15 protein-coding genes are annotated in these 17,656 nt (G+C 67.0%); 10 read left to right on the forward strand and 5 right to left on the reverse strand.

What is annotated here, in order from left to right:
* The first annotated feature begins 183 nt into the window (after positions 1–183).
* The 3 genes from smeD to AC1DQP_RS05830 are packed head-to-tail and all read left to right on the forward strand — an operon-like array spanning position 184 to position 5,953.
* Positions 184–1,365 carry a multidrug efflux RND transporter periplasmic adaptor subunit SmeD gene (gene smeD / locus AC1DQP_RS05820; protein ID WP_457319068.1) on the forward strand — a complete coding sequence of 394 codons (1,182 nt, stop codon included), beginning with the start codon at positions 184–186 and terminating at the stop codon, positions 1,363–1,365.
* A gap of 12 nt (positions 1,366–1,377) precedes the next feature.
* The gene (gene smeE / locus AC1DQP_RS05825) at positions 1,378–4,578 is read left to right on the forward strand and encodes a multidrug efflux RND transporter permease subunit SmeE (protein ID WP_457319067.1); all 3,201 of its coding nucleotides are present in this window, start codon (positions 1,378–1,380) and stop codon (positions 4,576–4,578) included.
* On the forward strand, positions 4,571–5,953 hold the full coding sequence (locus AC1DQP_RS05830) for an efflux transporter outer membrane subunit (protein WP_457319066.1): 1,383 nt from the start codon (positions 4,571–4,573) through the stop codon (positions 5,951–5,953). The genes smeE and AC1DQP_RS05830 overlap by 8 nt, the downstream gene beginning before the upstream one ends.
* A 359-nt stretch (positions 5,954–6,312) precedes the next feature.
* Here AC1DQP_RS05830 and AC1DQP_RS05835 read toward each other — a convergent pair whose 3' ends face one another.
* The 4 genes from AC1DQP_RS05835 to AC1DQP_RS05850 form a co-directional block, all read right to left on the reverse strand.
* The gene (locus AC1DQP_RS05835) at positions 6,313–6,732 is read right to left on the reverse strand and encodes a low affinity iron permease family protein (protein WP_478051246.1); all 420 of its coding nucleotides are present in this window, start codon (positions 6,730–6,732) and stop codon (positions 6,313–6,315) included.
* 99 nt (positions 6,733–6,831) lie between these two features.
* A complete protein-coding gene (locus tag AC1DQP_RS05840; RefSeq protein WP_256777455.1) occupies positions 6,832–7,167 on the reverse strand; it encodes a hypothetical protein in 336 nt (111 codons plus the stop codon).
* A 62-nt stretch (positions 7,168–7,229) separates the two neighbouring features.
* Positions 7,230–7,520: a hypothetical protein gene (locus tag AC1DQP_RS05845; RefSeq protein ID WP_457319064.1), complete on the reverse strand. Its 291-nt coding sequence runs from the start codon at positions 7,518–7,520 to the stop codon at positions 7,230–7,232.
* A gap of 214 nt (positions 7,521–7,734) precedes the next feature.
* Positions 7,735–8,187 (reverse strand): nucleoside deaminase, encoded by a 453-nt coding sequence (locus tag AC1DQP_RS05850; protein ID WP_256777457.1) that lies wholly within the window; start codon positions 8,185–8,187, stop codon positions 7,735–7,737.
* Positions 8,188–8,296: 109 nt separating this feature from the next.
* Between AC1DQP_RS05850 and ubiE the strand changes: the two genes are divergently transcribed.
* The 5 genes from ubiE to AC1DQP_RS05875 all read left to right on the forward strand — a co-directional run bounded on the left by ubiE (position 8,297) and on the right by AC1DQP_RS05875 (position 13,885).
* The gene (ubiE, locus tag AC1DQP_RS05855; RefSeq protein WP_038686180.1) at positions 8,297–9,058 is read left to right on the forward strand and encodes a bifunctional demethylmenaquinone methyltransferase/2-methoxy-6-polyprenyl-1,4-benzoquinol methylase UbiE; all 762 of its coding nucleotides are present in this window, start codon (positions 8,297–8,299) and stop codon (positions 9,056–9,058) included.
* A gap of 68 nt (positions 9,059–9,126) precedes the next feature.
* Positions 9,127–9,990, forward strand: coding sequence for a GGDEF domain-containing protein (locus tag AC1DQP_RS05860; protein WP_457319063.1), 864 nt, complete (start codon positions 9,127–9,129; stop codon positions 9,988–9,990).
* 83 nt (positions 9,991–10,073) lie between these two features.
* A complete protein-coding gene (locus tag AC1DQP_RS05865) occupies positions 10,074–12,002 on the forward strand; it encodes a M1 family metallopeptidase (RefSeq protein WP_478051249.1) in 1,929 nt (642 codons plus the stop codon).
* A gap of 516 nt (positions 12,003–12,518) precedes the next feature.
* A complete protein-coding gene (locus AC1DQP_RS05870) occupies positions 12,519–13,250 on the forward strand; it encodes a hypothetical protein (RefSeq protein WP_457320668.1) in 732 nt (243 codons plus the stop codon).
* On the forward strand, positions 13,247–13,885 hold the full coding sequence (locus AC1DQP_RS05875; RefSeq protein WP_478051247.1) for an HAD family hydrolase: 639 nt from the start codon (positions 13,247–13,249) through the stop codon (positions 13,883–13,885). The genes AC1DQP_RS05870 and AC1DQP_RS05875 overlap by 4 nt, the downstream gene beginning before the upstream one ends.
* Before the next feature lie 410 nt (positions 13,886–14,295).
* On the opposite strand, the gene AC1DQP_RS05880 is transcribed toward AC1DQP_RS05875, so the two are convergent.
* Positions 14,296–15,234, reverse strand: a complete 939-nt coding sequence (locus AC1DQP_RS05880) for a carbohydrate kinase family protein (RefSeq protein WP_256777462.1) — start codon at positions 15,232–15,234, stop codon at positions 14,296–14,298.
* A gap of 285 nt (positions 15,235–15,519) precedes the next feature.
* On the opposite strand from AC1DQP_RS05880, the gene AC1DQP_RS05885 reads away from it, so the two are divergent.
* Positions 15,520–16,566, forward strand: a complete 1,047-nt coding sequence (locus AC1DQP_RS05885) for a rod shape-determining protein (protein ID WP_038686189.1) — start codon at positions 15,520–15,522, stop codon at positions 16,564–16,566.
* A gap of 129 nt (positions 16,567–16,695) precedes the next feature.
* A partial coding sequence (gene mreC / locus AC1DQP_RS05890; RefSeq protein ID WP_478051248.1) for a rod shape-determining protein MreC occupies positions 16,696–17,656 on the forward strand: 961 nt, incomplete at its 3' end.

Here is a 17,656-nt window from a genome sequence, read left to right on the forward strand (position 1 = left end):
CAAACAAACATGCATGTATGTATATTTCCATCCCACTGATCCTCGGTGTGGACCGCGCGTATCCGAAAAACGGCCGCAACCCATGGATTTGCAGCACTTTGCCGTCCTGTGGACTGTTTTTCTTCGCTTTATCGCGAGAATCCGGCTTCGGGCGACCCTTTTCGTTTGCCGTGAGCCCCCACCATGTCCCGATCCCCATACCGTCTCCTCGCGCTGTCCCTCGCGATCGCCTTGACCGTGTCCGCCTGTGGTGGTGGAGGCCAGGAGGGCCCCCAGGGCGGCCCCGGTCAGGTCACCGTCGCCACGCTGAAGGCTGAGCAGGTCGGCCTGACCCGCGAGCTTCCGGGCCGCACCAACGCCTTCCTGGTGGCCGAAGTACGCCCCCAGGTCAGTGGCATCGTCGCCAAGCGATTGTTCACCGAAGGCGGCCTGGTCACCGCCGGGCAGGCGCTATACCAACTGGATGACGCCAGCTACCGCGCCCAGGCCAACAGCGCCCGCGCCCAGCTTGCCCGCGCCGAAGCCACCGCCAATGCCGCGCGCCTTAGCGCCAGGCGCATCGGTGAGCTGGCCAAGGTCGAGGCGGTCAGCACCCAGGACAACGAAAACGCCATCGCCGCGCTGAAGACCGCCGAAGCCGATGTCGGTGCCGCCCGCGCCGCGCTCGATGCGGCCAACGTCACCCTCGGTTATGCGCGCATCACCGCCCCGATCAGCGGCCGCATCGGCAAGTCCTCGGTCACCCAGGGCGCGCTGGTCAGCGCGGGCCAGGCCGATGCGCTGGCCACCGTGCAGCAGTTGAACCCCATCTATGTCGACCTGACCCAGTCGGCCAGCGAACTGCTGCAGCTGCGCCGCGAACTGGCCAGTGGCCGCCTGCAGGACAACCAGACCCTGCCGGTGACGATCCTGCTCGACGATGGCACGCCGTTCGACCACAAGGGCACGCTCGAATTCTCCGAAGTCAGCGTCGACCCGACCACCGGCAGCTACGCGCTGCGGGTCAAGGTCGACAATCCCGACCAGGTGCTGATGCCGGGCATGTACGTGCGTGCCCAGGTCGGCAGCGGCGTGCGCGACAACGCGATCCTGGTGCCGATGCAGGGCATCGCCCGCGATCCCAAGGGCGATACCAGCGCCATGGTGGTGGGCAAGGACGGCAAGGTCGAAGTGCGGCCGGTCAAGGTCAGCCGTTCGCTGGGCAACAAGTGGCTGGTGGAAGACGGGCTCAAGGCCGGTGACAAGGTCATCGTCGAAGGCCTGCAGAAGATCCAGCCGGGCATGCCCGTGCAGGCCACCGAGATGGGCGCGACCCCGGCCAAGCCGGCCGCCGCGCCGGCGGCGGCCGCCGCCGCCCAGCAGTAACCGGAGAATTCCATGGCACGTTATTTCATTGATCGCCCCATCTTCGCGTGGGTGATTGCGATCATCATCATGCTCGCCGGTGCGTTGGCGGTGCTCAAGCTGCCGGTGTCGATGTACCCGGAAGTGGCACCGCCGGCCGTCGAGATCAGCGCCAGCTACCCGGGTGCGTCGGCCAAGGTGGTCGAAGACTCGGTGACGCAGATCATCGAGCAGAACATGAAGGGCCTGGATGGCCTGATCTACTTCTCCTCCAACAGCTCCTCCAACGGCCAGGCGACAATCACCCTGACCTTCCAGAGCGGCACCGACCCGGACATCGCCCAGGTGCAGGTGCAGAACAAGCTGCAGCTGGCCATGCCGCTGCTGCCGCAGGAAGTGCAGCGTCAGGGCATCAACGTGGCCAAGTCCAGCAGCGGCTTCCTGCAGGTGCTCGGCTTCGTGTCCGAAGACGGCAGCATGGACGCCAACGATATTTCCGATTATGTCGGCTCCAATATCGTCGATCCGCTCAGCCGCGTGCCGGGCGTGGGCAACATCCAGGTGTTCGGTGGCAAGTACGCCATGCGCATCTGGCTGGACCCCAACAAGCTGCACACCTACAAGCTGTCCACCGCCGAAGTGATCGCGGCGATCACCGCGCAGAACGCGCAGGTCGCCATCGGCCAGCTCGGCGGCGCGCCGTCGATCAAGGGCCAGCAGCTCAACGCCACCATCAACGCGCAGGACCGCCTGCAGACCCCCGAGCAGTTCCGCAACATCATTGTGCGCAGCGCGCAGGATGGTGCCGAACTGCGCCTGTCCGACGTGGCCCGGGTGGAGCTGGGCGCCGAGTCGTATGACTTTGTGACCCGCTACAACGGCAAGCCGTCCTCGGGCATCGCCATCACCCTGGCCACCGGCGCCAACGCGCTGGCCACCGCCACCGGTGTGCGTGCGGCGCTGGATGAAATGCAGCCGAACTTCCCGGCCGGGCTGAAGGCGGTGGTGCCGTATGACACCACGCCGTTCGTGCAGGTCTCGATCAAGGGCGTCATCAAGACCCTGATCGAAGCCATCGTGCTGGTGTTCCTGGTGATGTACCTGTTCCTGCAGAACTTCCGCGCCACGCTGATCCCCACCATCGCCGTGCCGGTGGTGCTGCTGGGCACCTTCGGCATTCTGGCCGCGCTGGGTTTCTCGGTGAACATGCTGACCATGTTCGCGATGGTGCTGGCGATCGGCCTGCTGGTCGATGACGCCATCGTGGTGGTGGAGAACGTCGAGCGGATCATGTCCGAGGAAGGCCTGTCGCCGCTGGAGGCCACGCGCAAATCGATGAGCCAGATCACCGGCGCGCTGGTCGGCATCGGCCTGGTGCTGTCGGCGGTGTTCGTGCCGATGGCCTTCATGAGCGGCGCCACCGGCGTCATCTACCGACAGTTCTCGGCCACGATCGTCTCGGCGATGGCCTTGTCGGTGCTGGTTGCCATCGTGCTGACGCCGGCGCTGTGCGCGACCCTGCTCAAGCCGCTGAAGAAGGGCGAGCACCATGTCGCCCACACGGGTTGGTCGGGTCGTTTCTTCAATGCCTTCAACCGGGGTTTCGACACCTCCAGTGCGAAGTACCAGCGCGGCGTGCGCGGCATCCTGGCGCGTCCGTGGCGCTTCATGGGCGTGTTTGCCGCGCTGGCGCTGGTGATGGGCCTGCTGTTCATGCGCCTGCCCAGCTCGTTCCTGCCCAATGAAGACCAGGGCATCCTGATGGCGCTGGTGCAGACCCCGGTCGGCGCCACCCAGGAACGCACGCTGGAGTCGATCGACAAGCTCGAAAAGCACTTCATGGAAAACGAGGCCGATGCCATCGAGTCGATCTTCTCGGTGCAGGGTTTCAGCTTCGCCGGCATGGGCCAGAACGCGGGCATGGCCTTCGTCAAGCTCAAGGACTGGAAGGAGCGCGACAAGGACCAGGGCGCGATGCCGATCACCGGCCGTGCGATGGCTGCGCTGGGCGGCATCAAGGACGCCTTCATCTTCGCCTTCCCGCCGCCGGCGATGCCGGAGCTGGGCATCGGTTCGGGCTACACCTTCTTCCTGAAGGACACCAGCGGTGCCGGTCACCAGGCCCTGCTGGACGCGCGCAACCAGCTGCTCGGCATGGCCGGGCAGAGCAAGCTGCTGGCCAACGTGCGCCCCAATGGCCAGGAAGACACCCCGCAGCTGCGCATCGACATCGACGTCGGCAAGGCCAGCGCGCTGGGGCTGTCGCTGGAGGCGGTCAACACCACGCTGGCCGCGGCCTGGGGCAGCAGCTACATCGATGACTTCATCGACCGTGGCCGGGTCAAGCGCGTGTACGTGCAGTCCGATGCGCCGTTCCGGATGAACCCGGAAGACTTCAACCTGTGGTCGGTCAAGAACACGGCCGGTGAGATGGTGCCGTTCTCGGCCTTCGCCAGCCAGCGTTGGGACTACGGTTCGCCGCGGCTGGAGCGCTACAACGGCGTGTCGGCGATGGAGATCCAGGGCGAGCCCGCGCCCGGCGTGGCCTCGGGTGATGCGATGAGCGAAGTGGAGAAGCTCGCCAAACAGCTGCCGGCCGGCTTCGACATCGAGTGGACCGCGCTGTCCTACCAGGAACGCCAGGCCGGTTCGCAGACGCCGCTGCTGTACACGCTGTCGCTGCTGATCGTGTTCCTGTGCCTGGCCGCGCTGTATGAAAGCTGGAGCGTGCCGACCTCGGTGCTGCTGGTGGCGCCGTTGGGCATCCTCGGCGCGGTGCTGGCCAACACCATGCGTGGCATGGAACGCGACATTTACTTCCAGGTGGCGATGCTGACCACGGTGGGACTGACCAGCAAGAACGCGATCCTGATCGTGGAGTTCGCCAAGGAAAACCTGGAGAAGGGTGCCAGCCTGATCGACGCGACGATGCACGCCGTGCGCGACCGACTGCGCCCGATCATCATGACCTCGCTGGCGTTCGGCCTGGGCGTGCTGCCGCTGGCGATCGCCTCCGGCGCCGGTTCGGGTGCACAGCAGGCCATCGGTACCGGCGTGCTGGGCGGCATGGTGGTGGGCACGCTGCTGGGTGTGTTCTTCATTCCGCTGTTCTTCGTGGTGGTGCAGCGGGTGTTCAATCGTGGYGGCACGCCGCCGACGAAAACCGATGACAGCACCGCCCCGGTGGCGCTGACCCAGAACGGCGACAAGGCCGAAGGTGGTCCGCATGAATAAGCTTCCCTCCCTGCTCGCCGTGGCCGTGACGCTGGCGCTGTCCGGCTGCGCCTCGCTGGTGCCGCGCAGCACCGAGGTCGCCCCGGCGATCCCGGCGCAGTGGCCCGCCGCGGCTGCTGCCGGCACGGTCGACGTGGCCGACATCGGCTGGCGCGATTTCTTCGTCGATCCGCGCCTGCAGTCGGTGATCAACCAGTCGCTGGACAACAACCGTGACCTGCGCGTGGCCGTGCTCAATGTCGAAAAGGCACGCGCGCAGTACCGCATCCAGCGCGCCGACCGCGTGCCGGCGGTGGGCGTGCAGGGGCAGATGACCCGCAGCGGCGGCGATGCGCCGGTCAGCGAACAGTTCAGCGCGAATCTGGGCGTGGTCGAGTTCGAACTGGATCTGTTCGGCCGGGTGCGTAATCTCAGCCAGGCCGCCCTGCAGCAGTATTTCGCCGAAGCGGCCAATCGACGCAGCGCGCAGCTGAGCCTGGTCGCCGAGGTCGCCAATGCCTGGCTCACCCTGGGCGCGGACAACGAACAGCTGCGCATCGCCCAGGCCACCCTGGCAAGTTATGAAGATTCGCTGCGCCTGACCGAGGCGCGCCGCCAGCTCGGCGGTGCTTCGGCACTGGAGCTGAGCCAGACCCGCACCTTGGTGGAAACCGCGCGCACCGATGTGGCCCGCTTCGCCGGGCAGGTCGCGCAGGACCGCAATGCACTGGTGCTGCTGGCCGGTGGGCCGGTCGATGACACCCTGCTGCCGACCACCGAGGTGACCGAGGTGGCGGCGTTGCGTCCGCTGCCGGCCGGCGTGCCCGGCGAGGTGCTGCTGCGCCGCCCGGACGTGATGGCTGCCGAGCACACGCTGCTCTCGGCCAATGCCAACATCGGCGCGGCGCGCGCGGCCTTCTTCCCGTCGATCAGTCTCACCGGCAGTATCGGTTCGGCCTCCTCGGAGCTGTCCAGTCTTTTCGACAGCGGCACGCGGGTGTGGAGCTTCATGCCCAAGCTCAACCTGCCGATCTTCCAGGGCGGCAAGCTGCGCGCCAATCTGGGCGTGGCCACCGCCGACCGGGACATCGCCTTGGCCCAGTACGAAAAGGCGATCCAGTCCGGCTTCCGCGAGGCCGCCGATGCGCTGGTGCTCAACGACAGCCTGGATGCGCAGTTGGCCTCGCAGCAGGCGTTGGTGGCTGCCGCCGAGCAGGCGCAGACGTTGTCGCAGGCCCGCTACGATGCCGGCCTGGACAGCTTCCTGACCCTGCTCGATGCACGTCGCACCGCGTACACCGCGCGCAAGTCGCTGGTCAGCACGCAGCTGGCGCAGCAGTCCAATCAGGTGGCGCTGTACAAGGTGTTGGGCGGCGGTTGGCACGAGCGCGGGTGATCGGCGCCGGCGGCAGGGGCCGCGCGGTGCGCGGTTGCCGAGCATGGCTCGGCACTACCGGTGCGGCGCGGCGGTGGCATCGGGTAGAGCCGAGCCATGCTCGGCTGCTCTTCGYYGCAGACGCAACGTATCGCSGTTCGGRTGAYTGGCGCCRGCGGCAGGTGCCGCGCGGTGCGCGGTTGCCGAGCATGGCTCGGCACTACCGGGTGCGTCGCGGCGGTTGGCWTCGGGTAGAGCCGAGCCATGCTCGGCTGCTCTGCGTTGCAGACGCAACGTATCGCCGTTCGGATGACTGGCGCCGGAGGCAGGTGCCGAGCCATGCTCGGCTGCTCTTTGTTCCGGCATTATGGACCCCCGGATCAACGGTCGTCGGCGCGTCCGTCGCCGTGGCAGCGTCGTGCTCGTTCCAGCGCATCGCCCGCTTCGCGTGCCATGCGCTCGTATTCACTGCGGATTTCTTCGAGCCGCGTCTCGTCCAGTTCTTCCAGGTCGAGCAGCTCGTTGTTGGCCTCGGCAGTGGCGCGGATCAGCTCGTCCAGCTTGATCTGGACGGCGGCGGCGTCTGCATTCTGGCTGTGCTGGATCAGGAACACCATCAGGAAGGTGATGATGGTGGTACCGGTGTTGATCACCAGCTGCCAGGTGTCATTGAACTTGAAGATCGGGCCGCTGAGCGCCCACAGCACCACGATCGTGACGGCGGCCAGGAAGGTCCACGGCGTGCCGGCGGCATACGACGCCTTCTTGGCGACCAGGTTGAACACACTGCGCAGTTTCATGCGGTACTACGGGTAGCGAAGGTGCCTCATCATTGGCCGCGCGCCGTGTACGCATCGTGCAGTGACGGCGGGTCGGCAGCCGCCAGCGCACAGGAACAATCAGGCGCGCGCGGCGCCCAGACGCGGGCGCGAGGCCACGTCGTGACGGCTGGCAAGGTACACATGTTCCCAGCATTGCTCGACGAACACGCGGGCCTGCTCTTCGCTCAGGCGCGGCATGATCTGCAGCGCGTAATGGGTCTGGAACATCTCATCGCGCTGCTCATCGGTGGCGCGCGGCTGAGTGATCAGCGAATCGCAGGCGAACTTGATCCACGGTACGTAATGGCCGAACGAGCCCGTGCCGAGGTTGCCGTCGGCATGGCGCTGGCGCCAGTAAGCCACTTCGGCGTCGACGTCGATCACGGCGGGGATGGAAATCTGGGCGGAAGACATGGTTGTTTCGATATGCAAGAAGGGAGTCCAGCAAGAGTGCGTAAAGCGCAGTGCATGCGACGTTATGAAGGCGTGGAGCCTGCGTGGCGGTCGGCACTGACACGTTCAGGCCGGCGCTCGGCCAGCAGCTGTGCGTGATCCACCACGCCCAGGCGCTCGGCCAGGGTGGCCAGTCGGTTGCACACATCGATCCGGTGCTGGGGATGACGGTGCGTCAACGCGTCCTGGATGGCCTGGTAGGCGCTCCAGAAGGGCGCGGAATTCTGATGCGCCGCGTAGTGTCGTTGCAGCTGCTCCCAGGCCGCGGACAACGCGGGATCAAGGGCAGCGGCGGGGCGTATTCGGGCGTTCATGACGTCTCCTCGACGTTGTTGCCCCTGTGTCCCCACCATAGGCCGTCGCGGCGGCCGGTTTGTTAGCACCGCGTAAGCACGGGGTGCTGCAGGTGTGCCTGCTGCGGGCGTTCCTGCGCGCAAGACGCTGCTGGCACAGCGTGTTCACGTACCTGTCGGCAACTGAAGCGTTCAGAGTGGGCGCGCTGCGMCCCGACGTCGCCGCGCATTTCGCTCACTCGCCGATGTCTTCGTTCCAGACCTCGGGGTGTGCCGAGATGAAGCCGCCCAGCAGGTCGATGCAGGCCTGGCTCTGCATGTCGATCACCTTGACCCCGTTCTCGCGCAGCCACTCGATGCCGCCCTGGAAGGTGACCGATTCGCCCACCACCACCGTGCCGATGTTGAACTGGCGCACCAGCCCGCTGCAGTACCAGCAGGGCGCCAGCGTGGTCACCATGATGGTGTCCTGGTAGCGGCGCTGGCGGCCGGCCTTGCGGAACGCGTCGGTCTCCCCGTGCACCGACGGGTCGCCTTCCTGTACGCGGCGGTTGTGGCCGCAGCCGAGCAGGCGGCCATCGGTGTGGTACAGGGCCGCGCCGATCGGGATGCCGCCCTCGGCCAGGCCCTGGCGGGCTTCGGCGATGGCGGTTTCAAGCAGGGCGGCGTAGTCGGGGGTGGTGATCATGGGCATTCCATACGTATCTGGACCGCCATGATAGTGGCCCGCCGCCGCTGCGGCACCGGGTCGCAGCCCCCGGGTGCCGCAGCGCTGCCAGCGGTGCGATAATCCACCCATGAGCGAATCCCCCTACAAGACTGGCACCACCCACTTCGGCTTCCGCGACGTCGCTGCAAAGGACAAGCAGAAGCTGGTGGGCGAAGTGTTCACCTCGGTCGCGCGCAGCTACGACCTGATGAACGATCTGATGAGCCTGGGTATCCACCGGGCGTGGAAGCGCTACTACGTGGCCACCGCGCAGGTGAAGCCGGGCGACCGCGTGCTCGACCTGGCTGGCGGCACCGGCGACATCGCCGCGCTGATCAAGGAGCGGGTGGGTGACGAGGGCGAGGTGGTGCTGGGCGATATCAACGCCGGCATGCTCTCTGTCGGCCGCGACCGGCTGATGAACCGGGGCCTGGTGAAGGGCCTGGAGTACGTCCAGTGCAACGCCGAGGCGCTGCCGTTCCCGGACGCCAGCTTCGACCTGGTCACCATCGCCTTCGGCCTGCGCAACGTCACCGACAAGGACGCCGGCCTGCGCGAGATGTACCGCGTGCTCAAGGTGGGGGGCCAGGCACGCGTGCTGGAGTTCTCCGAGGTCACTGCGGACTGGTTCAAGCCGATCTACGATTTCCATTCGTTCAAGATCCTGCCCAAGCTGGGCCAGCTGTTCGCCCGTGACGGCGACAGCTACCAGTACCTGGCCGAGAGCATCCGCAAGCACCCGCCGCAGGAGCAGCTCAAGACCATGATGGGTGAGGCGGGCTTCGCGCGCTGCCATTACAAGAACCTGACCGGCGGCATCGTTTCGATTCACTCCGGCTACAAGGTTTGAGATCCAGTTCCGGTTCCGGCTGGGTACGCTAGGTCACACTGCGGGCAGGCTGTCACAGAGGGCCTGCCATGCGTCTGTACCGCGGCCTGGCCCGCGTCTTCCCACGCTCGTTCAGCGCCAAGCTGATGAGCGTGGTGTTTGTCGGCCTGCATGTGCCGCTGCTGGTGTTGCTGCTGTGGCTCGCCTTTACCGGCCACTACCAGCGCGACACGATGTGGACGGTGGTCGGGGTGGTGCTGGCCGCCACCGTGGTCGGCACGGGGATGGCGATGATGGCGCTGTACCGGTTGATGGCGCCGCTGCGCCAGGCCGCCGACGCGTTGGAGGCCTACTACGACGAACAGCGCCTGCCGCATCTGCCCGACCTGGGCCACGACGAGATCGGCCGGCTGCTGCGCAGCATCAACCGCAACCTGCATGGGGTCGATGCCGGCCTGCGCGACCTGCGCCGCAGCGTGCTGCTGGATCCGCTGACCCAGGCGCTCAACCGTCGTGGCTGTGAGCAGGCGCTGGCCGAGTCGGCACGGCAGGCGCAGTCACGTCGGCAGCCACTGAGCCTGTTCGTGGTGGACCTGGACAACCTCAAGCCGATCAACGATGCCCACGGCCATCTGGTCGGCGACCAGGTGCTGGTGCGGCTGGTGGAATCGGCGCGGCAGTGGCTGCAGCCCGGCGACTGGATCGGGCGCTGGGGCGGCGATGAGTTCGTGCTGGCGGTGCACGCCAGCCACGAGGTGGCCTGCGAACGCCTGCGACGCTGGCTGCAGGCGATGGATGGCATCGTCGGCGAGGAGATTCCGCTCAAGGCCAGTGCGGGTGGGGCCGGCTACCGCGCCGGCGAAGACCTGCGCGAACTGTACCGGCGCGCCGACGCGGCGATGTACCGGGCCAAGTACGCAGGCGGTGCCCGTCTGTGCTGCGATGGCGACTGAATACGCAACGCGTCGCAGCTGCGCTGCCGGGTGGCGCTTACAGGGGTAAACTGGTCGTTTCACCCTGATCGGTCCCGATGTCCATGCGATCTCCGTTCCTGTTCATTCCCTTGGCCGTGGCGTTGGCCGCCGGCTGTTCCAAAGAACCTGCGGCACCTACCGCCGCGCCCACTGCCACCGCCCCGGCGAGCACTGCCATGAAAGCCGACAGCCGCAGTCATGACGAAAGTTCCTACGCCGAGCCGGACAAGGTCGTGGTCAAGGACCTGGCGCTGGACCTGAAGCTGGATTTCGACAGCAAGCAGATCGGCGGCACCGCCACCTACACCCTGGAGTGGAAGGACAAGGCGGCCAAGCAGTTGGTGCTGGACACCCGCGAACTCACCGTGGAGAAGGTCGAGGCGATCGCCGCCGACGGCAAGGCCGCGCCGCTGCCCTTCGTGCTGGCCCCGGCCGACAAGGTGTTCGGCAGCAAGCTGAGCATCGAGGCCCCGGATCAGCCGTCCAAGGTCGTGATCACGTATCACACCGCGCCGACCGCGTCGGGCCTGCAGTGGCTGGAGCCGTCCATGACCGAGGGCAAGAAGCTGCCCTTCATGTTCAGCCAGTCCCAGGCCATCCACGCCCGTTCGTGGGTGCCGCTGCAGGACACCCCGAGCGTGCGTTTCACCTACAGCGCGCACGTGGTCTCGCGCCCGGACGTGATGGTGCTGATGAGCGCCGACAACGATCCCAAGGCCGCGCGTGACGGTGATTACACCTTCAAGATGCCGCAGCCGATCCCGTCCTACCTGCTGGCCATCGCCGCCGGCGACCTGGTGTTCGAGCCGATCTCCGGCCGTTCCGGCGTGTGGGCCGAGCCGACCATGGTCGGCAAGGCCGCCAAGGAGTTCGAAGACACCGAGAAAATGATCGGTGCCGCCGAGAAGCTCTACGGCGAATACCGCTGGGGCCGCTACGACATGCTGGTGCTGCCGCCGTCGTTCCCGTTCGGCGGCATGGAAAACCCGCGCCTGACCTTCGCCACCCCGACGGTGATCGTCGGTGACAAGTCGCTGGTCTCGCTGGTCGCCCATGAACTGGCGCACAGCTGGTCGGGCAACCTGGTGACGAACGCCAGCTGGAAGGACATCTGGCTCAACGAGGGCTTCACCACCTACGTACAGAGCCGCATCACCGAGGCGCTGTACGGCCAGGAGATGGCCGAGATGGAGCGTGAGATCGACCAGAACGATCTGCTCGCCGAAGTGAAGGACATGAGCCCGGCCGACCAGGCCCTGGCGCTGCCGCCGCTGACCGAGCGTGATCCGGACGATGCGCTGAGCCAGGTTGCCTACGTCAAGGGCGCGTGGTTCCTGCAGTTCCTGGAGCAGCGTTTCGGCCGTGCAACGTTCGATCCGTTCCTGCGTGGCTGGTTCGATGACCATGCCTTCCAGAGCGCCAACACCGACCAGTTCGTGGTGTACCTCAAGAAGAACCTGCTCGACAAGAAGCCCGGCGCGGTCACCGACGCCGAGCTGAAGGCGTGGCTGGACGAGCCAGGCATCCCGGCGTTCGCCACCAAGGCCCGCTCGCGCAACTTCTCCATCGTCGATACCGCGCGCATTGCGTGGCAGGGCAGTGGCACGCTGCCCAGCGCGCAGATTACCGGCGAGTGGGTCACCCAGGAATGGGTGCACTTCATCGACGGCCTGGGCAAGACCCTGCCGGTGGACAAGCTGGCGGCGCTGGACAAGGCCTACCACTTCACCGGTACCGCCAATGGCGAAATCGCGATGCGCTGGTATCCGCTGGCCATCCGCAGCGGTTACACCGAAGCGAATGAGCCGGCCGCGGCCTTCATCGAACGCGTCGGTCGCCGCAAGCTGATCCTGCCGATCTACGCCGAACTGGTGAAGACGCCCGAAGGCCTGGCGTTCGCCAAGGCAGCCTTCGAGAAGGCCAAGCCGGGTTACCACCCGATCACCACCGCCTCGGTGCAGGACATGCTGGACAAGGCAAGCGCGAAATAATGCCCGTCGCTGGCCGGGGGCATCCCCGGCCAGCGGCTACGGTGCGACGCAATGCCTGGAAACGGCGGGGAAACCCGCCGTTTTTTTATTGTCCGCGTGGTGCCGCTGCCGAGCATGGCACTACCGCTCCGGTACCGCGCGAGTGCCGCTGCCGAGCATGGCTCGGCACTACCGGGCCGGTACCACGCGAAGCCGGGCGCAATGCCGGTCGGGCATGCGTAGCGCACCGGTAGAGCCGGGCCATGCCCGGCTGCTCTTCGCCGCATCCCGCGATTCGGTAGAGCCGGGCCATGCCCGGCTGCTCTTCGCCGCATCMYGCGATTCGGTAGAGCCGGGCCATGCCCGGCTGCTCTTCGCCGCATCCCGCGATTCGGTAGAGCCGGGCCATGCCCGGCTGCTCTTCGCCGCATCCCGCGATTCGGTAGAGCCGGGCCATGCCCGGCTGCTCTTCGCTGCCTCAGGCGATACAGTAGTTGGGTGACGCCATCGGGCGCCTTGCCAATCACGGAGTACGCAATGAAACGACTCATCCTGGCCGCCGCCTGTGCCTTCGCGCTGGCTGCCTGCAGCAACCCGGAGGAAGAACGCAAGGCGCAGGAAGCCGCCGCCGCTGCCGCCAAGGCGCAGCAGGAAGCCAAGGCCGAAGGCGTGGCCAAGGAATACGATATGGCCGTGGCCGCGCAGGATTGGGAGCGCGCACGCATCCACGGCGGCGCGCTGCTGGATCAGTACAAGGACACCGACGTGGCCGCGCGGATCGAGCCGGGCTTCGCCGAGGTCCAGGCCAAGGGCGACGCCGCCCGCGACCTGCGCCGCATGCAGGGGCTGTGGCAGTACAACCAGATTCCTGTCGGCACCAAGGGAACGCAGTTCTCGGCGCAGATCTTCAGCAAGGCGCGCGTGGACGTGGACGGTAGCGGCCCCAAGCCGGTGCAACTGGTGTTCCGCGACCATCCGGAGTGGAAGCGCCACGCCTACCTGGTGCTGCAGGCCGGTGATTTCCGCTGCCCGCAGTGCAAGGTGCAGGTCAGCGTGGACGGCGGCAAGCCGATCGCGATGGCGGCCTGGCGGCCGAAGACCGACGAGGCCATCGCGATGTTCATCACCGACCAGAAGGCGCTGTGGAAGCTGGCGCGCAAGGCCAAGGTGATCAGCATTGAATTCCCGGTCAAGGCCGGCGGCACCCGCACGGCGGCGTTCGAGACCGGTGGCGTGGACACCCACCGCATGCCGAAGTGGTGGGAATGACCGGCGCAGCGCTGACGCCGGCAGCGCTGCCGCTGTCGGCGATGCATCACTGGGTGTTCGACATGGACGGCACGCTGACCGTGGCGGTGCACGATTTCGAACAGATCAAGCGTGCGCTGGCGATTCCGCTGGAGGAAGACATCCTCGCCCACCTGGCCGCGCTGCCGGCCGACCAAGCCGATGCCAAACACGCCTGGCTGCTTGCCCATGAGCGCGACCTGGCCGAGGGCGCACGCGCAGCACCCGGCGCGGTGGCGTTGGTCCGCGCGCTGCACGCCGCCGGCTGCCGACTGGGCATCCTCACCCGCAACGCGCGCGAACTGGCGCAGGTGACGCTGCAGGCGATCGGGCTGGCGGACGTGTTCGGCGCCGATGACATCGTCGGCCGCGACGAGGCCACGCCCAAGCCGTCGCCGGCGGGGCTGCAGTACTTCGTGCAACGCTGGCAGATCGACCCGCAGCGGGTGGTGATGGTCGGCGACCACCGTTTCGACCTGGAATGCGGCCGCGCCGCCGGCACCCGCACGCTGCTGGTGAATGCGCCGGACAACCCGTGGCCGGGCCTGGCATGTTGGCATCGCGCCGATTGTGGCGACGTGCTGGCGGAGTGGGCAGGGCAGGGGCCCTCGGCCTGATCGCTGGCCCCGGCGGAGCAGGCGCTGTGCCGGGTCGGCGATACCGGTCGGGTCGGATCCCGATCGACCGCCGTCATCACCGATCGGCGCGACCAACGCAGTGATCTGCGCCGCGGTAACGGCAGAAGCCGCCGTGATCCAACGTCATGCGTTCCAGCAGTGGCCAGCACGGTCGGCGGTCGGCGGTCGATCCGGAGCCGACCCTACCGCCGGGGACGGCGAGCGATTCACGGCGTCGTGGCAACGGAACCGCAAGCAGCCGGGCATGGCCCGACTCTACCCAGACACGTCCCGATCTACCGTCTGGTCAAGAGCCCCCTTGATGTTCAAGGGGGCGCGCCAACGGCGCGGGGATGAGGGGCCCGCGATTCGCCCTGGCGAATCGTGGACAGCGTTTGATCGCACCGCGATCAAACGTTCAGGGCGTAACCGAATTGCTGCTTGAACTGCTCGTTGAACTCATCAAAGGTGAAACGCTGGTTCTGCGTGCCCGGATGCTCGACCTTCAGCGCGCCCATCAGGTTGCCCATGCGGCCGATGGTCAGCCAGTCGTAGCCCTTTTCGATGCCGTAGATCAGGCCGGCGCGGAACGCGTCGCCACAGCCGGTCGGGTCGACCACGCGGCGCTCGTGCGCCGGCGGGATGTCGTAGGTCTTTTCGGGGGTGTGGATGACCGCGCCCTTCGGGCCTCGGGTGGTGATATAGGCCTTGACCCGGCTCACGATCGCCTTTTCGTCCCAGCCGGTGCGCTCCTGCAGCAGGTTGGACTCGTAGTCGTTGACCACCACGTAGTCGGCCTGCTCGATGAAGGTGCGCAGCTCCGGGCCGTTGAACAGCGGCATGGCCTGGCCGGGGTCGAAGATGAACGGGATGCCGGCGGCGAAGAATTCCTCGGAATTCTGGATCATGCCTTCGCGCCCGTCCGGGCCGACCAGGCCCAGGGTCACGCCCGGCACGTCTTTCACGTGGTTCTCGTAGGACCGCATCATCGCGCCCGGGTGGAAGGCGGTGATCTGGTTGTTGTCGTGGTCGGTGGTGATGAACGCCTGCGGGGTGAACAGCTCGTCGATCACCTTGACCCGGGCCAGGTCGATGCCCAACCCCTGGAAGTACTCCCGGTACGGGCCGAAGTCCGAGCCCACCGTGCCCATCGGGATCGGATCGCCGCCCAGCAGGTGCAGGTTGTAGGCGATGTTGCCTGCGCAACCCCCGAATTCACGACGCATGCGCGGCACCAGGAACGACACGTTCAGGATGTGCACCTTGTCCGGCAGGATGTGATTCTTGAACTGGTCCGGGAACACCATGATGGTGTCGAAGGCAAGAGAACCACAGATCAAAGCGGACATCGATTAAGGCCTATGCGGAAAGGAGTTTGAGGCCCGCCAGGCGGGCAACGAAACGGCGCCCTGCGGCGCCCTGCGGCGCAAAGGTTAACGGGTGAGGCGGCTTTGGGCCAGAACCGGGACTGTCCGGCGTCGGAAATTTTCGGCTGAATGGCCGTGAAGGCTGGCTTTGCACCAGATTTGTCCTTGCTCGCACACAGGGGGATTGCTAGGCTTGTCGGCCTCGAATTCTGCCCATTTTTTCGCCATCCCGCGTTGGGCGCGACACCCCTCAGGATCAACACCCAGATGTTCAAGAAACTGCGCGGCATGTTCTCCAATGACCTGTCCATCGACCTGGGCACGGCCAACACCCTCATCTATGTGCGTGGGCAGGGGATCGTGCTGAATGAGCCGTCCGTGGTCGCCGTGCGCCAGGACCGTGCCATTGGTGGCACCCGTTCCGTGGCTGCCGTGGGCGCCGAAGCCAAGCAGATGCTGGGCCGTACCCCGGGCCACATCACCACCATCCGCCCGATGAAGGACGGCGTCATCGCCGACTTCACCTACACCGAGGCGATGCTCAAGCACTTCATCAAGAAGGTGCACAAGTCGCGCTTCCTGCGCCCGAGCCCGCGCGTGCTGGTCTGCGTGCCGGCCGGCTCGACCCAGGTCGAGCGCCGCGCCATCAAGGAATCGGCCGAGGAGGCCGGTGCGCGTGATGTGTTCCTGATCGAAGAGCCCATGGCCGCCGCGATCGGCGCCGGCATGCCGGTGACCGAGGCGCGCGGTTCGATGGTCATCGACATCGGCGGCGGCACCACCGAAGTGGCGGTCATCTCGCTCAACGGCATCGTCTATTCGGCCTCGGTGCGCATCGGCGGCGACCGCTTCGACGAGTCGATCACCAACTACGTGCGCCGCAACCACGGCATGCTGATCGGTGAAGCCACCGCCGAGCGGATCAAGGTCGAGCTCGGCTGCGCCTACCCGCAGGCGGAAGTGATCGAGATGGAAATCTCCGGCCGCAACCTCGCCGAGGGCGTGCCGAAGATGATCAAGATCAACTCCAACGAGGTGCTGGAAGCCCTGCACGAGCCGCTGTCGGGCATCGTCAGCGCGGTCAAGCTGGCGCTCGAACAGACCCCGCCGGAACTGTGTGCCGACGTTGCCGAGCGCGGCATCGTGCTCACCGGTGGTGGCGCGCTGCTGCGCGACCTGGACCGCCTGATCTCCGAAGAGACCGGCCTGCACGTGCAGGTGGCCGACGATCCGCTGACCTGCGTGGCCCGTGGTGGCGGTCGTGCGCTGGAGCTGGTGGACATGCACGGCAACGAGTTCTTTGCGCCGGAGTAAGCGGCACCCGCTTTGTTCCATGGACGCGCCCCTGCGGCGTGATGCCCGCTGCGTGCCTGCCACGCCGGGCATCGCAGCGCCGGGGCGTTGTCGCATCCCCTTCCTGTCGTCCTCCAGTCGAAGCCAGTCGTGCCGCCCTACGCCGGTCCCCCCGTAGCCTCCCGTCAGGGCGATGCCGCCAGTCCACTGCGGCTGCTCGCCTACCTGGCCCTGGCCATCACCCTGATCGTGCTCGACGACCAGGCCGGCTGGCTGTCGCGTCTGCGCACCCAGGCCAACGTGCTGGTGCAGCCGGTGTGGGCGCTGGCCGGCTTGCCGGGCCGCCTGGGCACCCAGGTCAAGGACAACGCGGCCAGCCATGGCCAGCTGGTTGATGAAAACCGCGAGCTGCGCAACAAGCTGCTGATCGCCAACGCGCGCCTGACCCGCCTGCAGACCGCCGCGCTGGACAACGCGCAGCTGCGCGAACTGCTCAACGTGGCCGAGCGCAGCGGCCTGGACGTGCAACTGGCCCCGATCCTGGATATCGACCTGGACCCGGTGCGGCAACGCCTGGTGCTGGCCGCCGGCAGCCGCGACGGCGTGCACCTGGGCCAGGCGGTGATCGATGCCGGTGGCCTCATGGGCCAGGTGATCGCCACCACCGGCAGCAATGCCACCGTGCTGCTGCTGACCGACCCGGACCACGCGGTGCCGGTGACCGTGGCGCGCAACGGCGTGCGGCTGATCGTGTACGGGCGTGGGGACACCCTGGAACTGCGCGACATTCCGCTCAGCGCGGGGGTGGAAGTGGGCGATGAGATCGTCACCTCCGGCCTGGGCGGGCGTTTCCCGGCCGGCTTCCCGGTAGGCAAGATCACCGCGCTGCGGCCCGATGACACCCACGCGTTCCTGGTGGGGGAATTGAAGCCAGCCGCGCAGCTGGATCGCGGCCGCGATGTGTTGCTGCTGCGCCCGGGCGCGGCGATCCGGATTCCGCCGAACCTGCGGCTTCAAGGCGAAGCCGGTGGCCCTGCCACCACGCCGCTGCAGCAGGCGCCGACCGACGCCACCGCCGGCCCCGCGTCGCCCGCCGCAGCGACCACGACTC

Source organism: Stenotrophomonas sp. P5_A8 (assembly GCF_056400545.1).

Bases quoted from the DNA above. Each gene is read 5' to 3' on its own strand.
- smeD (WP_457319068.1), top strand. From the start codon at position 184: ATGTCCCGATCCCCATACCGTCTCCTCGCGCTGTCCCTCGCGATCGCC.
- AC1DQP_RS05830 (WP_457319066.1), top strand. From the start codon at position 4,571: ATGAATAAGCTTCCCTCCCTGCTCGCCGTGGCCGTGACGCTGGCGCTG.
- AC1DQP_RS05835 (WP_478051246.1), bottom strand. From the start codon at position 6,732: ATGAAACTGCGCAGTGTGTTCAACCTGGTCGCCAAGAAGGCGTCGTAT.
- AC1DQP_RS05840 (WP_256777455.1), bottom strand. From the start codon at position 7,167: ATGTCTTCCGCCCAGATTTCCATCCCCGCCGTGATCGACGTCGACGCC.
- AC1DQP_RS05845 (WP_457319064.1), bottom strand. From the start codon at position 7,520: ATGAACGCCCGAATACGCCCCGCCGCTGCCCTTGATCCCGCGTTGTCC.
- AC1DQP_RS05850 (WP_256777457.1), bottom strand. From the start codon at position 8,187: ATGATCACCACCCCCGACTACGCCGCCCTGCTTGAAACCGCCATCGCC.
- ubiE (WP_038686180.1), top strand. From the start codon at position 8,297: ATGAGCGAATCCCCCTACAAGACTGGCACCACCCACTTCGGCTTCCGC.
- AC1DQP_RS05860 (WP_457319063.1), top strand. From the start codon at position 9,127: ATGCGTCTGTACCGCGGCCTGGCCCGCGTCTTCCCACGCTCGTTCAGC.
- AC1DQP_RS05865 (WP_478051249.1), top strand. From the start codon at position 10,074: ATGCGATCTCCGTTCCTGTTCATTCCCTTGGCCGTGGCGTTGGCCGCC.
- AC1DQP_RS05870 (WP_457320668.1), top strand. From the start codon at position 12,519: ATGAAACGACTCATCCTGGCCGCCGCCTGTGCCTTCGCGCTGGCTGCC.
- AC1DQP_RS05875 (WP_478051247.1), top strand. From the start codon at position 13,247: ATGACCGGCGCAGCGCTGACGCCGGCAGCGCTGCCGCTGTCGGCGATG.
- AC1DQP_RS05880 (WP_256777462.1), bottom strand. From the start codon at position 15,234: ATGTCCGCTTTGATCTGTGGTTCTCTTGCCTTCGACACCATCATGGTG.
- AC1DQP_RS05885 (WP_038686189.1), top strand. From the start codon at position 15,520: ATGTTCAAGAAACTGCGCGGCATGTTCTCCAATGACCTGTCCATCGAC.